The 17,129-nt window shown below is 57.9% G+C and carries 11 protein-coding genes and 4 pseudogenes; 12 read left to right on the forward strand and 3 right to left on the reverse strand.

All coding sequences use genetic code 11. The features are described 5' to 3' along the window. Positions 1 to 170: 170 nt before the first annotated feature. Positions 171 to 1,406, reverse strand: a pseudogene (locus MESAU_RS13130) (IS110 family RNA-guided transposase). 242 nt (positions 1,407 to 1,648) lie between these two features. Between MESAU_RS13130 and MESAU_RS13135 the strand changes: the two are divergent. The 9 genes and pseudogenes from MESAU_RS13135 to MESAU_RS13175 all read left to right on the forward strand — a co-directional run. Beyond that, a pseudogene (locus tag MESAU_RS13135) lies at positions 1,649 to 1,864 on the forward strand (transposase); the annotation flags it as partial. Positions 1,865 to 2,329: 465 nt separating this feature from the next. Further along, on the forward strand, positions 2,330 to 3,052 hold the full coding sequence (locus tag MESAU_RS13140) for a helix-turn-helix transcriptional regulator (RefSeq protein WP_013530376.1): 723 nt from the start codon (positions 2,330 to 2,332) through the stop codon (positions 3,050 to 3,052). 95 nt (positions 3,053 to 3,147) lie between these two features. Then, entirely contained in the window at positions 3,148 to 3,699 is a 552-nt protein-coding gene (locus MESAU_RS13145; RefSeq protein ID WP_013530377.1) for a hypothetical protein, read from the forward strand. Positions 3,700 to 3,874: 175 nt separating this feature from the next. Further along, positions 3,875 to 5,227, forward strand: coding sequence for a tyrosinase family protein (locus MESAU_RS13150; protein ID WP_245262963.1), 1,353 nt, complete (start codon positions 3,875 to 3,877; stop codon positions 5,225 to 5,227). A gap of 95 nt (positions 5,228 to 5,322) precedes the next feature. Then, the gene (locus tag MESAU_RS13155; protein WP_245262964.1) at positions 5,323 to 5,829 is read left to right on the forward strand and encodes a hypothetical protein; all 507 of its coding nucleotides are present in this window, start codon (positions 5,323 to 5,325) and stop codon (positions 5,827 to 5,829) included. 252 nt (positions 5,830 to 6,081) lie between these two features. Beyond that, a complete protein-coding gene (locus MESAU_RS13160) occupies positions 6,082 to 6,444 on the forward strand; it encodes a hypothetical protein (RefSeq protein ID WP_013530380.1) in 363 nt (120 codons plus the stop codon). Between the two features lie 209 nt (positions 6,445 to 6,653). Then, positions 6,654 to 7,325: an acyl-homoserine-lactone synthase gene (locus MESAU_RS13165; protein WP_013530381.1), complete on the forward strand. Its 672-nt coding sequence runs from the start codon at positions 6,654 to 6,656 to the stop codon at positions 7,323 to 7,325. 501 nt (positions 7,326 to 7,826) lie between these two features. Beyond that, positions 7,827 to 9,932 (forward strand): multicopper oxidase family protein, encoded by a 2,106-nt coding sequence (locus tag MESAU_RS13170; RefSeq protein WP_013530383.1) that lies wholly within the window; start codon positions 7,827 to 7,829, stop codon positions 9,930 to 9,932. A 29-nt stretch (positions 9,933 to 9,961) separates the two neighbouring features. Then, a complete protein-coding gene (locus MESAU_RS13175) occupies positions 9,962 to 10,336 on the forward strand; it encodes a cupredoxin domain-containing protein (protein ID WP_013530384.1) in 375 nt (124 codons plus the stop codon). 461 nt (positions 10,337 to 10,797) lie between these two features. Here MESAU_RS13175 and MESAU_RS13180 read toward each other — a convergent pair whose 3' ends face one another. After that, positions 10,798 to 12,015 carry a hypothetical protein gene (locus MESAU_RS13180; RefSeq protein WP_013530385.1) on the reverse strand — a complete coding sequence of 406 codons (1,218 nt, stop codon included), beginning with the start codon at positions 12,013 to 12,015 and terminating at the stop codon, positions 10,798 to 10,800. Between the two features lie 154 nt (positions 12,016 to 12,169). Here MESAU_RS13180 and MESAU_RS13185 point away from each other — a divergent pair, with 154 nt between their 5' ends. From MESAU_RS13185 to MESAU_RS13195, 3 genes and pseudogenes are all read left to right on the forward strand, one after another. Further along, positions 12,170 to 12,595, forward strand: a complete 426-nt coding sequence (locus MESAU_RS13185) for a hypothetical protein (protein ID WP_013530386.1) — start codon at positions 12,170 to 12,172, stop codon at positions 12,593 to 12,595. A gap of 258 nt (positions 12,596 to 12,853) precedes the next feature. Continuing rightward, positions 12,854 to 13,656 (forward strand): annotated as a pseudogene (locus MESAU_RS13190) (tyrosine-type recombinase/integrase). Between the two features lie 4 nt (positions 13,657 to 13,660). Further along, positions 13,661 to 14,546 (forward strand): annotated as a pseudogene (locus MESAU_RS13195) (IS91 family transposase); the annotation flags it as partial. A 64-nt stretch (positions 14,547 to 14,610) separates the two neighbouring features. Here the strand turns inward: MESAU_RS13195 and MESAU_RS13200 are convergent. Beyond that, on the reverse strand, positions 14,611 to 16,935 hold the full coding sequence (locus MESAU_RS13200) for an alpha/beta hydrolase (protein WP_013530387.1): 2,325 nt from the start codon (positions 16,933 to 16,935) through the stop codon (positions 14,611 to 14,613). Positions 16,936 to 17,129 lie beyond the last annotated feature (194 nt).

Below are 17,129 nucleotides of genomic sequence, written 5' to 3' on the forward strand. Positions count from 1 at the left end.
CGGCTGCGAGGTTTCCAGGCCACGCCTTGACGGCGTCGAGCAGGGCGCCATTCTGGAGCGGACCGAGGCGTCGGTCGTGCCGCCACATTTCCTTGTGCTATATTTGTCCGGCACGGACGACCACGTGGCAAAGAGTGGTGCGAGAGGATGAGAGTGCCGCCACGCAGCCGTTATAGTCGTTCCTCGTTTGTGGCGTCCGTGCGCCGCTTCGGCCCTCGTGACCGCCAATGCCGAACCATCAGCTCGTAGGCACGTTCGGCGTTCTCGGCCGAGGCTTTCTCGCTGTTTCGCAACTCCTTCACGTTGTAGGCGTAAGCCGAAACGCGGCGACCGACACCGCGCTCGCCTGGCGCGCAGCCTTGAGAGCGAGCTGCCTCTGCTTTGCCGCCACCAGCGCCGGATGAGCCCAGAAGTAGTCCTGCTCCTTTGTCAGCAGATGCCAGATCAACACGGCGAGCTTGCGGGCGAGCGCCACGGCTGTGACCTGATGGCCGCGCTTGTTGCGTATGCGCAGGAAGAAAGCTCTGAGCGGTCCGGGCGCCTTCGCCGCCGCCCAGGCGGCCTCGACCAGCATGGCGCGGGCATGGGAACGCCCATGTTTGCTGATCCGGCCATATTGCGCCAAGCCAAGACCGGATTGACGCACACAAGGATTGATGGCGAAATAGCTCACAAGCTTCTGCGGTTCGCGGAACCGCCAGATGTCGCCGACGGCGGCGATGATACCACTCGCGACGATGGCGTTCACGCCGGTGATCGTCTGAAGCCGCCGGACTTGCACATCATCAACCGCTTCCTGGGCGATCTCCCGATCAAGGTCAGCCAGATCCTCGGCCAGGCGGTCGATCTCGCGGATGTGGCGAGCGATAGCGGCCCGCTCGTCGTCGGGAAGCACCTGCCGCTCGAGCCAGGCGCGACCCCGACGGTTGAACAGATCGGCATGCGGGCACTTCGGCACGAGGTGCGCCTGCAGGATGCCATGCACCTCGTTCTTCACGCGCGTGCGATGCCGCACGACCTGGTTGCGCCGCGCGACGAGGCGGCGAAGCCGCTCAGTGCGCTCATCGGGAACCCAGACCTCCGGCAGAAAGCCGCTGGCATGGAGCTGCGCCAGAACCCCGGCATCGATCTTGTCGGTCTTGATCCTGGCATGGGCGATCGCCTTCACCTGCATCGGGTTGGCGACAATCACCCGCCCGACATAGGGCGACAGAACCCGCACCACCGCCATGGCGTTGCCCGTAGCCTCGACGACAATCTCATCCGTCCTTCGCAAACTGCGGCCGAACCCTTCCAGTCCCGACCGGGCCATGTCGACCCGTCCGTGATGGCGCAGTTGGCCATCTTCCCAAACCACCACCTCCGCAAAAGGTGCGGTGGATGTCCATTCCAATCACGCGCCTCATCGACTCCTCCTCAAACAGTCGGGAGCCGACGGGCGACGCGACACCTTACGGATCCGCGCTCTCGGCGCAACCGGGCAGGTCGCATGGGCGGCCAGCTTCTAACGCAAGCTCGCTCATCGAATACACCGGCCTGCCCGCACTTGGCGCGCTCCCGGTGCCCCTGTCCCGGATGGTCGCACCATACGCCGAAAATCGATCATCTCCAGCGGGGATCGGATGGCACCGTCATGATCCTACCGGTTACAAATTCCATCGAGCACCTCAACGGCGAGATCAAGCGCAGGACGGAGGTCGTTGGCATCTTCACAAACGACGACGCCATCGTCCGTTTCGTCGGCGCAATCCTGCTCGAACAGAACGATGAATGGGCCGTGCAGCGGGCCAGATACATGACGCTGGAAACCATCAGCCAAATGAGCGATGATCCCCTCATCAGCTTGCCAGCCGTGGCACGCTGATCAGCCCGGCCCCATGCCGGAGAGCGCGGCGACCAAGCCGTCAGCTACACCACTCCCTGGGACACGATCCGTCAACATCTTCCAGCTGATCCCTGGCCGGGGACGGGCAAGCGGATTGATTGACGAATGCTTTTGTTGGCCTGCGACGTGCGAGACAACACTGACATGTGGCGCGAAGCAGTTATTCCGCTTACGCCGACGTAGATGCGCTATCGTTCAAGTCGCGCATAACAAGCATCTGCTCGGAAGTCCAAAATGACCCAACGCCTTCCGAAGGTCCGAAGTTGGCGGAAGACTCGGCCAAGAGTGCCGCCGAACGACCAGATCGCCGAGCACTTGATTAGGAGAAACGATCAACGCGCTACTATTAAACGATTTAAGTGTTGCGAGGAAAACGCGCGTGAATGATAGTATCTTCGCGTCAACTAAATTAGTTGGATGCGTGGATAACGCGGGGTGGGAGCGATGATCGATTCGGATGTATTCGAATTCGTCGAGCGTTGCAGAGCGCACACGGCACCTGGCCCCCTCCTGGATGACGTGCTCCTAACAGTGCGAAATCTCGGATTCGAGCACCTCATTCTCAGTGGTGTTCCGCTTGGCGGACAGAAGCTCGCGCCGATGGTCGAACTCAATGGGTGGCCCGAAGGCTGGTTCAAACGCTACGTAGAAGCTGAACACGCGGCAGTTGATGGAGTTTGCATCTATTCGGCAAAGACACTGAAGCCATTTCTGTGGGCCGACGTGCCGGCAAAGTGGTCCGACACGAAAGGCTCACGACGTGTTGCAGGTGAGGCCACTGAGTTTGGCATATCGAGTGGTTTTGCGGTGCCCATGCTAAGCGTGCACCACTGGCAATCAGTCCTGTCGTTTGCGTCCTCAGCAAAGGTCTGCGCTCTCTCTCCGCGCGAGGAGGTGCAACTGGTCACAATGGCGGTCTACGCGGGTATGGCGATCCAGGCATTGTCGCACGGCGATGAGGTCGAGGAAGGGCTGCTCACCGAGCGCGAGAAGGAAGTGCTCTTGTGGGCCGCTGCTGGTAAGACATCATCCGAAACATCGCAAATTCTGGGTCTGGCGGAGCGCACCGTTAAGTGGCACGCGACACGTGCACGCGAAGCTTTCGGCGTCGCAACGACCACCCAAGCTATCGTTGAGGCAGTGCGCAGGCGCATGATCCATCCCTAATTTGCGTCAACTGTCCCATCGGACAGGTGACGCAGTCCCGGTCAGCTGCAAATAATCGTGAGACCAGCCGGGGGACACGCAATGAGGGACACGCAATGATCGCCGCTTACCTTGTCGACCCTAGTGCCTGGCGCGGCAGTTCACCGCGCATTGCATTTTGGCGCTTGATGTTGGCGATTTGCATGAGCGTGGGTATTGGAATTGGCACGCTAGCTGCAGCGCCGAATACGCCTCAGGAAATCACGGGCAAGTGGACGTACCGAAGCTTCCATAACAACAAGAATCTCGTAACCGACAACGACCAGACCGCTCTCGGTCTGTTCTTTGCGGAAGCTATTTTTACGTTTGATGTTTCTGCCGACAACACACTCAACGGAACGATCGACTGGAATGGCGGTGGCTTGGATCTCCATGGAAGCGTCCAACCAGCTGCATCCGGCGCTCCCTTGACGGTTCAAATCGTAGGAATAGGGCGGCCTGGTACCGGCACTCAGGACTGGGAGTACGACTACTTCGGATATTTGGCGCACTCGTGGCCGCAAGGCGTCGGACAGGTGCCTGCATTGGTCGGGAGCGTCATAAGGGCCAAGCCGCACAACGGAGCACCTGCCGGTTATGTAGCATCGTTCATAGCGGTCCAACAGTGAAGGCTGATCGGTACGAATTCATGAGATCCATTGCAATCAAATCATAGGGGGTCACACGATGCTCACTCGTCGCAGTTTTCTAGCGGTCACGACAGTTGGTTTGGCGGCGCCGGCAATTCTCCGTTATCGACCAGCTTGGTCAGCGGCGGCGCGCGTCCGCCGAAATGCATCCACCATGGCCCCGACCGACCCATTTTTTTCCGATTATGCGCAAGCTGTCGAGGCTATGCATCAGCTGCCGGTGAGCGACCAACGCAACTGGCGAAATCAGGCGCTGATCCACATACGCCACTGCACGCATGGCGTTTCCGACTTCACGCACTGGCATCGATGGTATGTTTCGTACTTTGAGCAGATTTGTTCAAAGCTGATCGGCAAGCCTGATTTTGCCTTGGCCTACTGGGACTGGGAGGAGAGCAAGAGCAAAGTTCCAGATCCCTTCTTCGACCTTCCGAAACTCAATGTGGTCCAATGGAACGACCAATCGAACGAGCAGTCTGACAATTGGGGGCCGGGTAGGGTTACGACTATCGGTGCGCGGGGAATCGCCCGAGCTCAAACCATGACGTCGATCCCGCAATTCGCCAACTCGTTTCTGAAAACGACTCTGGACAGTATTCGCGGCCAATCCGATTTCGAAATATTCACAGGCCTGCTCGAGGGGCAACCGCACGGCAACGCCCATGTCGCCGTGGGATCTCTGCACGGGGCGAGGGGCCATATGGGCAGCGGGATGTCTTCGCTTGACCCCATATTTTGGCTCCACCATTGCAATATCGATCGCATTTGGGCCGAGTGGCAGGTTACCGGAAACACATCTGACGATCCTAAGAACACATATCCTGACAGCTTCTATGACGCGGATGGCAAGCCTGTCGGCAGTAAAACATCGACAGGCGCGCTATCGCTAGGATCGTTCGACTACATCTACGATACAATCGAGCCGACGGTCATCGGACAAATTTCCGAGAAGCTCGATCTGCAAAAATTCGACGCTGGCGGCAACTCGATGATGGCGAAGCTAAATTTGACCACCCCTGCCTCCATAGGATCAGGTGCCTCGCCAGGTCCTGCGCTACCAAACATCGAAAGGGCAGTCGATGTGAAGGTGACCGATTTGGTGCAGGCCCTTTCAGAAGTACGCGTGTTTCATGCGCCGGAAACATCTTTAAAGGCAATCGAGCCGAGCCGCATCGTTGCGCGTTTAGAGGGCGTTGAGACTCCTCAAAACACCGATATTGCAGTTGGCGTATTCGTGAATTGCCCTTATCTCACGCCCGAGACGCCTTCCGACGACAAACTCTGTGCGGGAGTGTTTAGCTTCTTTGGGCCCGGGGGACCGCATGGGCATCACGGCGGCCCAAGGAATGTCTACATCGACTTGACTGACGCCTTGCGGAGTGTCGCGTCGCAAGGTCGTCTGGCGGGGAACGGGTTCAAAGTCCAGTTAATGGCTGTTCCTGTCGCCGAGGGCGTTCCCGCGGACACTCGTATCCCCTTTAAGGGCGTTACGATCCTGTCGGCCTGATTTCAGCCCGAATCGTGGCGCGTATGAAGGTCATGCTACTGCGGTCGAAATGCCCAGATGTCTTGCATCCTTGGGTTAGTTGTCGCGCCTTGGGAATGATGGTGCTGATATCATCTGCAGCCTTGGTCGCGGGCGTTCGTTCAGACCTGGCTTGCCCGCTTAAGGGTCAGGTGGTTTCTGAGACTACTGTGGATGGCGTTGATCTTTTGGGACCGAACATCGCAAGCGCCCGCCACGCCGTTGTAGTTCCGCTAAGAGAGGTCGGGGCAAAAGTCCTGACGTCGGGAGTAATCACGATAAAGGTGAGCCTGCGGCCACTTAGGGTCGATCCAGAAGAGCAATTGCTGCTCCAGGTGCAACTGACCGACAAGACGCTTGACAATGCTCCTATTGCAACGGATGCGGTTTTGCCGGACGCAGCTGGGTCGGCATTCTTCAAACCCCTGAGCGTGGGCGAAAAAAAAGAGGTGTTTCTCTCATTGCCAGCTTGGGAATCTCCGAATCCGCCGAAAGCTGCCATTGTTGGAATTGTTTTGTCGACTGATAAATCCGCCCCAATCAATTCGGCAATCGAGATTCTTGCCGTCGACATTCTAAGCTGAGCTTCTGGTGCCACGACGATGGCATCGGCACGCCGGCTAGGATGCTGGCTGAGGTCCCAATTTTGTCCTCGCAGTTGTCAGGGCGCTTGGCCACCAAGGGCCCAAGGGCCAAGGGCGCAGGTTGAGTCAACTGTCCGATCGGGCAGGTGACTCATATTAGCTGGGCTGCAAGTATCTAACGGGCGATGGGCCGAATTGCCCGCCCGCGGCAAGCGCTGCTAGAATAAATGACAATCGTATCAGGAGGGCGAGATGAAACGGGGCCTCTTCACTTCTTGTACCGCAGTGTCAATGGGTATCGCATTCGCGGCCGCAGCGCAGCAAGTGACCGTCACAGGATGCGCGGAAGCGGGCGTTGAAAACGGATGCATTGTGATGAAGGACGGCGACAAACTCTACAACATCACACGTGCAACACCAAAACCAACGGCCAACACATACGGCACGGTAACGGGCACTGCCAGTGACGGTATCGATTTGTGTCAACAGGGAACCCTGCTCACGGCGGCGCAGTGGAAGCCCGACGCGAGCAAGGTGGGAATACGCAATAGCGTAGATGTCCACACGCTTTTTAGGATCTGCCAGGGCACGCCCGAGTTGGAATTCGCCATCTGAGCAGGCAAAACCTTATCGCTTTCGATTGTCCGAGGGCGTCGGTGCGGGCGCCGGCGCTAAGGCTATAATTGACGTGTTGGTCGCCCTGGAAGGGGAGTTTTGAGGAGGTCGGTGAGGTCACCGGCGCGCCGTCAACTGTCCGATCGGACAGGTGACGTATCTTAGAGGGACTGCAACTATCTCCGCAAGATCGACCAAGGGAGGGCGCCATGATAGCGGCTCATGTCGTAAACGCCCAAAACAAGCATCTCTACGAGCACGAGTTCGACGAGTTTTTACGCCGGCGGCACGATTTTTTCGTGCATCAGAAGTGCTGGCGCCCTCCCAGCCCTGACGGACGTGAACGAGACCAATTTGATACCGACGCAGCGACCTATCTGCTTGGTCTCGAAGACGGTCGCGTGGTGACATCGGCTCGATTGATCCCAACGAGCGAGCCGCACATGGTCTCGGAGGTTTTTCCTCATATGTGCGAGAAGTTCGGCGTCCCCCGGCGACCGGACTGGGCCGAATGGACTCGGACTTTCGTTGTCCCCGACAAACGCTCTACAGGGCTGCGCGGCACGCTAACGCAGCTGTGCTGCGCGGTGATGGAATACGCACTTGACGAGGGTTTGAGTGCCGTCGGCGGTGTCCAGGAAACATACTTCATGCCTCATCACGGGGCCCTCAAATGGCGGGCAGACCCCATGGGCATGGCAAAGGAGGAGAACGGTGAGTGGTACATCGTCGCGTATATCGACGTGAACGAAGCTGCGCTGGCGAGTGTCCGCAAAATCCTGGGTTGTGACCACTCGCTGATCGTTCGACGAGGGATCCAGATGCCCTTCATAAGCGATACGGCATTCTCGAAGCCCAAGCATCGGCAAATGTGCGAATGACCACGAGCAGATGGAGAAGAAGCTATGTCGCGTGTCTATTCTGTCGATGAGGTGCACGTTGAAGGCCTCATGATAATCCCCGACAACCCACCGGCCATCTCCGTATCTGCCAGGGGGTGGGTGCCGACAAGTGGATGGTCGCATCCTGACCTTGCCCCTTGGATGTACATCGTCCCCCCGACAGACGGTATTCTCGATCTCGACTTTGTTGCCAGTCCGCCGACCGGGCTCGCCCTCCAAGTATTCACGCGGATTGGTGTCACGAAGGCGTTTCCTGTTCCGGCTTGGGTGGTTGGCGTTCGCGTTCACAGCTCCACAAACTCGGTTGAGGATAAAATCGGCGGTGCCGCGGCGCCGAGTAAAGAGGCAATCGCTGGCGAAGGTATGCCCCTTCCTTGGCCATTCCCTTGGTGGGCGCCCAAAAGTGTGCGCCGCTAGGACGCCGGGGCTTACCGAAACATTTGTCCAGTTGCGGCCCAATGTCCTTGTTCGTGAGGTAAGATGGCGCGCCCGGTTGGTATCCGTTTTTTGACGGCCTACGCATTTACCGCTTTCGTCGGGACGGCCGGCCTTATCACCGCCGCGAAGACAGCTGATGGGGCGGAAGCCGGTCCGCTGATGCAGCCGCAAATTTGCTCGGCGATCACCACCCGCGGATCCCAACTCAATTTGCCATTCTGCCGGATAGCACCCTCGGAACCGGGCAGCGTTCATTCCGACTTGACTGTGGCCTTAACGGCGACGACATCGCCGGTTCAGGTCGGCGGGTATAGAGTGGAAACCGAGAACTACAACGGGACCTATCTCCCGCCGATCCTGGAGCTCAATGCCGGCGATACTTTAAGAGTTCGCCTCCTGGACGCTCTTGAAGCGGCATCCCAGGCTGGCGGGATGATGCATGACATGCAGATGGAGCAAGCTACCAATCTTCACACGCACGGGCTGATAGTGTCCCCCAACAATGCCGCCGACCCCACGCATGGGAATGGCGACAACGTGTTCGTCTCATTGAGACGAGGCGAGTGGCTCGACTACAGTATTAAGATACCAACTGCTCTGCCCGCGAGTATTCTTGACGGCACTGCCGGAACCATACCGCACCCCGGCGGACTTTATTGGTACCATTCTCATATCCATGGCCTCTCGGCGATGCAGGTCGCGGGGGGAATGTCGGGCGTCATGTCGATTGGCCCAAGCGACGCCAACGTGGTGGTGCGTGACGCAGACCCGATAAGGGAGGGAAAACTAACCAGTGACCTTCGAGCGGTGACGGATACTTCGTACCTGATGCTCCGGGACATCCGGCTGAACACTTCGGTGGATCCAAGCGATGCCTCAGACGACGCCCCGGCACAATGGGTTCGCACCGAAGACCATAATCACTGCGCTCCATCGCGGAGCGATCAACCCCTTCCTGCGACAACTGATCGCAAAGGTTTTTGTCGGAGCCCGAAGGATGCAAACGATATTTGGCTGTTCACTGTAAACGGACAGCGGTATCCAACAATTGATATTGGTGCTGGCCATAATGGCCTATGGCGCATCGCGAATCTGAGCGCCGACGTAACCTACGACCTTCGGATCGTCTCAGCGGTAGATGGAAGTCTATTGCCGTTTGATTTGCTGAGCGTGGACGGCGTGGTTCCGGGGAAACCTTTGTTGCGAAACGCACCGGTTTCGGAAAACAAAGCGGTCCAGTTGTCGACCCTCACCCTTATGCCGGCCGCTCGCGCAGAGATTTACGTTCGCAACGATGGCCAATCGGCCGGCTCACGAACCTATTTCCTGAGGACGGGTCCAGTCAGCACCGGATCAGATCCACAGAGTGACGGTGACAATTGGCCCGAGATCCAGCTGGCCAAAGTGATCCTGGAAGCCTCTCCGAAGATCGTCGGAGAACGCGTTGCGGTCGACCGGAACTTGCCTTACGCCGACCCGGACAATCGTCACCTATTTGTGGCTTTAGAGACCGCGCCGGCTCCGGCATTTCCAACAGGATGCGTCCGCGATATCGACCGGAGCATGCGTGAGCACCGGCGTGTGATGTTTGCGGGAGGTCTAACCCCGGGCACCTGGCGCGTGCAGACTGACCTTATGCATCCGCCCCAGCCGGCGGGAACCTACCCGCTTCAGCAGTTCGCAGCAGACAAGACGGCGCGAATTGGTCCGGTTGGCTTCGACGCCTATTTAGATTCTGCCGGAGAGGTTGACTGGAGCGGCGCGGACGGGCGACCCAAACATGCCTGTGTGCAGCTGTCCAACGGTCACGGACAACTTTGGGAACTCAAGAATCCAACAACCGAACTGCACAACTTCCATATTCATCAGATGAAGTTCCGGCTGGCAAACAACGCCGATTTGACTGCCAACGGGATTGACGCCGAGACCTATGTTGCCCCGGTCAACGCACAATTGGCTTCCATTCGCAACGAAGACAGACAGGGCGCAATTACTTGGCATGATACCCTGCCTATTCCTGCAAACGGAAGTGTATTTGTCGTCATGAATTTCGACGCCCAGGAACAAATCGGTAAATTCGTTTATCACTGCCACATCCTTAAACATGAGGACGCGGGCCTCATGGCGCCATTCGAGGTGGTCCCCTAACGATCAACATCCAGGAAGGAAGCGCTACCATGTCAGCTAAAATCGATCGCCGCTTGGCTTTGCAAATTGGTGCTTTGGCATTGAGTGCCGCTGCATTTGGCGAAAAACGAGCTTTTGCCGACGGAAAAGTTACTCAAATCAAAGTCGGAAAGAGTGCCGACGGCTCAATGGGTTTTGACCCCAAAGAGGTGACAATCACCGCAGGAGACACCGTGGAGTGGTCAAACGAAACGACCTTTGAGCACACGGTGACGCCGGACGCGGATTCTACCGGAAAGTTCGAGGGGACAGACTCTCTAAAACCAAAACAAAAGTATTCGACGACCATTAAGGCGTCAGCCGACCCTATTCACTACCACTGTGATTTTCATCCGACGATGAAGGGGACGATAATAGTCAAATGAAGGCGCAGGGCTCTGAGCCGCAGCCGCACAAACGATCGTGCCGCGGGGGGGCGTACCCGAGCGCCGATGCCTTGGCGATGGACTGACCAGCCTGTTTCGAGCTGATCGCGCCGAGCGGTCTGGGTTTTGCTGATGGTCGATCCCCCGACTTCTCTTCCGCGGCTCTGCCTGCGCCGGCCAAGACGGCCGTCGAGATTGCATTATCCAAACCGCTGCAGCGCACAGGTTCGTGTCTCCAAAAATCAGCCGCGATGCGCGTTCTGTTGTCGGGAGAGAGTGGGCGCCCGCAATACACACAGGTGCGATTTCGAAGCGATGCCGGTAGTTGGGGAGGCGACTCTATCAAACGCGACTGAGTGATCATCGCCTCCCTGTGTGCGCCAAGCGCAGACCACGTTCGCTCCCTGGCTGACAGCGAAGCCAGTTAGGCCCCTTGGCTTTCCGTGACCCGTCGACCAGCTCTACCCTCCAAGCAAGGTGTAAACATTCTGGGTCGGAAGGTCTTTCGACGAACTCTGCAAATTTTGGATATCTGTCAGCAGTTGGAGCACCCGACTTGAACCGTCTATGTTGCCTGCGGGGTCGCGGGCAATGCCATAGCCCTGCCCTTTGTACCAAACGTTGACCAGATTGGCGACGCTATAACCTTTTCCCAGCTTGAAGACCGTGTACGAAGGTCCGCTGGTATGGGGGATGTCATATGCGTTCCCGATCCCCCACTCATTCCTGACGAGGGCGCCCAGATACAGAATGGCTCCCTCCAGCGATCTGGTTCGTAGCCGAACCTTGTCTCCTGATTTTTTCATGGCTATTTCCTTCGAGGAAGCTCCGCAATAGTCACCCGGGCTCAGCTTGACCGTTATTCCAAGGCCTCGCAACGGAATTTCGGGTGCATGTTTGCGGAAGCAGAACCGATAGCCGGCGTCATGTTTGACCAGCCGAACACGGCTTCCGTCTGCCTCGTATCCAGGTGCGCCTCCCGGCTGCGCAATCTGTGCAGCTTGCACTTGGGCGCTGCCCGCGACCGATCGGGAGGTGTCGATGCCGACGGGCGTCGTGTCGCTGACTTTCTCGCCCTCCAGCTTGTATTTCGCCAGAATGTTGATGACGGAATAGTACTCCTGCCAATCGTCGCTGGAGTTGGGGTCATTAGCAACCAAAGTCGTCTTACCGTTCTGCGTGATTTCGATGCCCGAGGTGAAGATGTTGAGCAATATCCGCGCATCGTAGCCCTCGCTGAGATATGCCAGTATGAGTTGCTGCGGAATTGGTTTTTGAATGCCTTGATAGAATTCCTGGCTGCTCAGATTTGCGACAGCAAACGTGTTCGCCGCGGATGTTCCAGCCAGGAATGAGCCCGTGATGGTTTGAAGTGGAAGAGTGCCTGTCCCGCCCCGAAACGGAAACGGCACACCGGTCGTGATTGAACCATTTACCTGGGCGGTACCCTGCGTCGACTGCAGCTCAGTAAACTGCAAGGGTTCAGCGTAAGCAGCCCGCACAACATTGGTCAGTATGCTGTTGCTCTTGGCCTCAGAGGCCTGCTGGTTGAAAGTGTTCGCCCGCGAGCTGACCGTGTCGACCACCGCACATCCAGAGGCCAATAATAGACCGAATAGTGCCACAGTTGGCGCTACTGCAGAAAACGAGAAGTTGGAATCCGGAATACCCTTGGTCATCGTCCCCTCCCTAGTTGACACTTGACTGCCGCGAGTATCAAGTGAAGTCGGTCGGGGTTCAAGCTGACTGCAGATGCATAACCTATGTTTATTTTGGGTCAGGCAACCGAATCTGGCGATTGATCACTTTTCGGCAACATCGGGGATGGTGTCTATGGTTGCGCAGGCGAAGTTTTCCGCCAAGTCGATGTTTGAAGAGCTTGATAAAGGCCCACAATATGTCTTGACCGGTATGGTCAAACTTCACGCAACCGACAGTACTCGCTTGCTGTTCTCAGAGGTCGGTGACTGCCAACACTGGACCGAAATCGATGAGAAACTGATTTCCCGCTTTGAGAACCATGGGCTGGCGACCTGTGGCGACCACCGTCACCCAATCGTAAGCTTGCATCTTGTGCACCCGAATAATCCAGAGGCCAAGGTCTACGCCCGAGCGCAGGCTCAGACAGCCGCCTTTTCAACGCGGGCGCTAGACGCAATACCAAGCGGCGATACCGGTCCCGAAACAGACTGCTACTATGACCGCAAATCCCACATGTGGCGGAAGATCAGTGATAACACGCCATGCCCTAGACGTTGAACCTGATCGGCGGCCAGCTGTTCAACTGGCGCCGTATCTGCAGACACCCGGCTTGGTTCTTGACAGGTTGTCGGTCCGTTACGTGCCCGGACGCTATACCGCCGGCCAGACATCCAAGCCGGTTGACCTACTGCCCTTTCTCGATCAAGCCATGCTGCGGTAACCCCCAAGTGGGAAAGACTGCACGGCTGCGGCTCGGGTTGCACAGCAGCAAGACATGCTGATGCGAGTCTGGGACCGCATACACAGCAGGATTACGTGCGTCACGTCCGGCGCTTTACTGCATTCCTTGGGCGCGCTCCCGACACTGCGACGCCCCAGGATATCCGGCGCTTCCAGTTGCACCAGCATGAGAACGGTGTCGGCCCCGCGACGATCAACGGTGCGGTCTCGGCGTTGCGCTTCCTGTTCATGGTGACACTGATGGGGCGGGAACTGGCGCGTGCGCTGGTGGTCATGCGCTATCCGCGCAAGCTGCCCAATGTGCTGAGCGTGGAGGAAGCGGCGCGGCTGCTCGAGGCAGCACCAGGCATCAAGTACAAGGCTGCGCTCGGCGTCGCCTATGGTGCGGGCCTGCGGGTCTCCGAGGTCGCGCACCTGAAGGTCGATGATATCGACGCCACACGCATGCTGATCCGCGTCGAACAGGGCAGGGACGCAGGGACCGCAACGCCATGCTCTCGCCGCAACTTCTGGAACTGCTGCGGCTGTGGTGGCGCGAAGGCAAGCGGCGCGGGGTGATGCTTCCGCATGGCTGGCTGTTCCCGGGGCGCAGTTGCACCGATCCGATCTCGTCGCGGCAACTGCACCGCGCCGTCCAGGAGGCTGCTGAAGTCGCAGGCATCCGCAAGCGCGTCAGCCCGCATACGCTGCGGCACAGCTTTGCCACCCATCTGCTCGAGCAGGATGTCGACATCCGCGTCATCCAAGTGCTGCTAGGCCACAGCAAGCTCGATACGACCGCGCTTTACACCAAGGTCTCGACCCGGACGATCCACGCGGTCGCAGGGCCGCTCGACCGGCTGATGGCGCTGATGGAAGGCAAGACGCCTCCCGGCTGAACCGGTGCGCGCGGACCTGGAGGTCGCCCATATCTTCCGTGCTTCTGAGCCTGCAGCAGCTCAAGGTCATGTCAGCGATCGAACACTGCCGCACCGCTGCATTGGGTGGTCATGTCGAAGCCTGTGCGGACTGCGGCCAACGGCGGATCGCCTATAACAGCTGCCGCAACCGGCACTGTCCGAAGTGCCAGGGCGCGGCCGCGCGTACATGGCTCGCCGAGCGCGAAGCCGACCTGCTGCCAGTCGGCTACTTCCACGTCGTGTTCACGCTGCCCGCCGAGGTCGCCGTCATCGCGTTCCACAACAAGACGCTGGTCTATGAACTGCTGTTCAAGGCGGCATCGGAGACGATGCTGACGATCGCGGCGGATCCCAAGCACCTCGGCGCGCGCATCGGCATCACCGCCGTGCTCCACACATGGGGCTCGGCAATGACCCACCATCCCCATGTCCACATGATCGTGCCGGGCGGCGGCATCGCGCCCGACGGGTCACGCTGGATATCGTCGCGGCCGGCCTTCCTTCTCCCCGTCAGAGTATTGGGCAAGCTGTTCCGCCGCCTGTTCCTGACCCGGCTGGACGCGCTGCACGACGCCGGACGGCTCAGCTTCTTCGGTTCGATGGCGCACCTGGGCGACCGCCGGGCATTCCTGCGGCACCTATCGCCGGTCCGGAAGAAGCGCTGGGTGGTCTATGCCAAGGCGCCCTTCGCCGAGCCAGAAGCCGTGCTCGCCTACCTGTCGCGCTACACGCACCGGGTCGCCATCTCGAACAGCCGCCTGATCGCCTTCGACAAGAACAGCGTCACCTTCCGCTACAAGGATTACCGCCGTGACGGCGCCAACCGCCAGCAGGTCATGGTGCTCGCGATTGATGAGTTCGTCCGCCGTTTGCAGCCAACATCACAGGGTGATCAGGCTATCTGACAGTGTGAATGAATTCCCGCCTCATCTTCTACTGTGTGCAATTCGGTTGAATGATCCAGTATTTTAGCGAAGGAAGCCGCTCGTCGGTGATCTCTTTCGGACAGACACGGCTGTTTGGATCAGTGTCCCCTCGGAATAGATCCGAGAGATCTCGTTTTACTTGGGCCACGTCAAAAACGAAGGAGTGATTTTGAGCGCCCGGGGTCTCAACACTCGTGGCATCTATAGTGTTGATCTTCTCGGCGACAAAGCGGTCGGAACCACCTTGGCCCAAGCGCTGCCTTCCACCGACGGCCTCCTGTGAAGCGCGCAAGGCCATGTCGTTCGCAGACACGTAGATCGTGAAGCTATCCGCAACCGACCGCAATGAATCGACATGCCTGGCGAAATTGTTCAGGTCAACATCGGGTGCCGCGAACACCAAGTTTCCTATCTTTGCGCTCATCGGCCAGCGTCCGGAAGAGCTCGGGCAGCCCGCCAATATATAGTCGACCATCTGTGCACCCATGCTGTGCGCAAAGACAGTTACGTTTTCGGATCCAAATCTCCCGATCAATTTCTCGAGCACGCTTTTAAAATCTGGACAACTCGATCCAACCGTCTGGAGATCATTGAGATATCCCGACCCGCTGTAGCCGTCCGCACTTGAAAGCCTTACAGTAGCGTCGCCCGCTGACGCCCAATCCAGAACGATCGGAATTCCAGGGTATTTTTCGTTCTCGGATAAGATTGCCATCCTTCGGGTGGCATCATCAAATGTGTTCGCAAAGCCATGAACGAAAACAATCACTTTCTTGCGACCGTTGTCGACGCCAGCCTGCTGAACCGCATCGAGAAAGCTATCCAACGATCCATCGAAAAGAAAGTTGGAGACCTCGCTTGGAGACGCCGATTGCGCGTTGCCGATTACTCCAGAACCAAAGCCAAGATAGCTGGCAACGACCTTCCAAATCGGGCGCTGCTCCGTGTCGACGGAGCGCTGTGTCGGGATAGAAACAAGCGAATGGCCCATGGTAATGGATTGCTCTGGTGCCAACCGATTGTCGAAGGTTAATGGCATCGGTGTACGTATGGCCCGATTAGTAATGTAGAACACGGGAACCGGCTGGCATACTTCGTCGACCATTTCAGCGCATACACTCAATTGTAATTTATTTGCCTTTTCCGCATATTTTTCCCCACCCAGTTCCGAGGCTGCTGTCGCGTATGCATAGGCGGATTTCAGGTCACGCGCTTCTTTCGCGACGTCGGCAAGCGCAAGCAGCGCGTCCGGCTGGCCTCGTGCTGCTGCCTCATTCAAAATAGCAATGGCATCTTTGCGTGAAACCGAACTATCCAACGCGGGCTGATGCAGCAGCAAGGTGCCATACTTGGCTTGCGCATAGGCATTCCCGTTTGCTGCGGCAGCCTTATAGAGGTCGAAAGCCGCAGATGGACTGAAATTCGCACTCTGCGGGGTCAAATAGGCGTCCGCCAGCCTGAGAGACGCGACTTGATTGCCAACGCCGGCTTGCTGCTTCAATAGACCAATCCATTTGTCTTGCTGCTCGGCATCGCCGGCATTCACCGCAATTCCAAATGCTGCGGATAGCGCCTGCGGGTTGCCTAAGTCAGCGGCCTTCCAAATGAGGTCCTTAACGGTGCTATCCGTAGGCGGCTTGGCTTTTTTGTCGATCAGAAAATCTGCATATCCAAGGTAGGATTCGGCCGTGCCGAGCTTAATAGCTTGGTCCCAGAATACTTCGCTTTGGCCAACATTCTCTGGGGTTCCAAGGCCGAACTGGTATGCTTTTGCCAAGTCAAAGGCCGCCCCAGTCTGCCCATTTTTGTATGCGGAGTTGAGCCACTTGAATGACTGGTCGAAGTTCGGATCAGTTCCAACGCCTGAGAGATAGGCTCTCCCGACGGCGTATTGTGATGCGGCATTGTTTTTGTTGGCTGCCTCAAGGTAGTTGATGAACGCAGCAGACGGATCTTTGTCTGTTCCGAGGCCGAATTCCAATGCCGCGCCTAGGCGCAGCTTGGCATCGGGATCTCCTCCCGCAGCCTCCGCCCTGAGTATCGTGAAACCGTTTTGCTTTACATCTGAAGGCGTGTTTCCAAATATTAAACCGTCGATGCTTTGCGGGCTTCGGTCGTTGGCGTCGGGCAGCGGGTAGAGATTTTTATTAGCGGTGGTGTCGGCTGTATCGACCGTCGAAAGCTGCTCAAGGACGGACGGCGGAAGTGCAGTTGGCTGCCCGTTGAAATTTGCTAGGGCTCCTGAAGACGCTCCCGTCGTGTTGACTTGCGCTGAAGCGCCAAGAGAGATGAAGGTCGAAGTCAGTACGATCGCAAGCCTCAAGACGTGCATCGACGCCTCCCATATAAGCTAAGCTCATTTACGCTGTCACAATACCGAGAGTTCTAGGGGAGTGCACGCCAAATTGATCTTGAAAGGTGGCAAGGTGCAAGCTGAGGTCAGGAGCCAAAGGCAGCTTTGGCGCTGTCCCGCCCGAAACTAGACGGTCCGCTCAGAGTTTCGGGCGCCGGCAGGCGTACGAAAGT

It is taken from the genome of Mesorhizobium australicum WSM2073 (genome assembly GCF_000230995.2).
GTDB classification, from domain to species: domain Bacteria; phylum Pseudomonadota; class Alphaproteobacteria; order Rhizobiales; family Rhizobiaceae; genus Mesorhizobium; species Mesorhizobium australicum.

Excerpts from the sequence above, each read along its gene's own strand:
- MESAU_RS13160 (WP_013530380.1), top strand. The coding sequence starts at position 6,082 with ATGAAACGGGGCCTCTTCACTTCTTGTACCGCAGTGTCAATGGGTATC.
- MESAU_RS13140 (WP_013530376.1), top strand. The coding sequence starts at position 2,330 with ATGATCGATTCGGATGTATTCGAATTCGTCGAGCGTTGCAGAGCGCAC.
- MESAU_RS13200 (WP_013530387.1), bottom strand. The coding sequence starts at position 16,935 with ATGCACGTCTTGAGGCTTGCGATCGTACTGACTTCGACCTTCATCTCT.
- MESAU_RS13150 (WP_245262963.1), top strand. The coding sequence starts at position 3,875 with ATGGCCCCGACCGACCCATTTTTTTCCGATTATGCGCAAGCTGTCGAG.
- MESAU_RS13180 (WP_013530385.1), bottom strand. The coding sequence starts at position 12,015 with ATGACCAAGGGTATTCCGGATTCCAACTTCTCGTTTTCTGCAGTAGCG.
- MESAU_RS13155 (WP_245262964.1), top strand. The coding sequence starts at position 5,323 with ATGATGGTGCTGATATCATCTGCAGCCTTGGTCGCGGGCGTTCGTTCA.
- MESAU_RS13185 (WP_013530386.1), top strand. The coding sequence starts at position 12,170 with ATGGTTGCGCAGGCGAAGTTTTCCGCCAAGTCGATGTTTGAAGAGCTT.
- MESAU_RS13145 (WP_013530377.1), top strand. The coding sequence starts at position 3,148 with ATGATCGCCGCTTACCTTGTCGACCCTAGTGCCTGGCGCGGCAGTTCA.
- MESAU_RS13175 (WP_013530384.1), top strand. The coding sequence starts at position 9,962 with ATGTCAGCTAAAATCGATCGCCGCTTGGCTTTGCAAATTGGTGCTTTG.
- MESAU_RS13165 (WP_013530381.1), top strand. The coding sequence starts at position 6,654 with ATGATAGCGGCTCATGTCGTAAACGCCCAAAACAAGCATCTCTACGAG.
- MESAU_RS13170 (WP_013530383.1), top strand. The coding sequence starts at position 7,827 with ATGGCGCGCCCGGTTGGTATCCGTTTTTTGACGGCCTACGCATTTACC.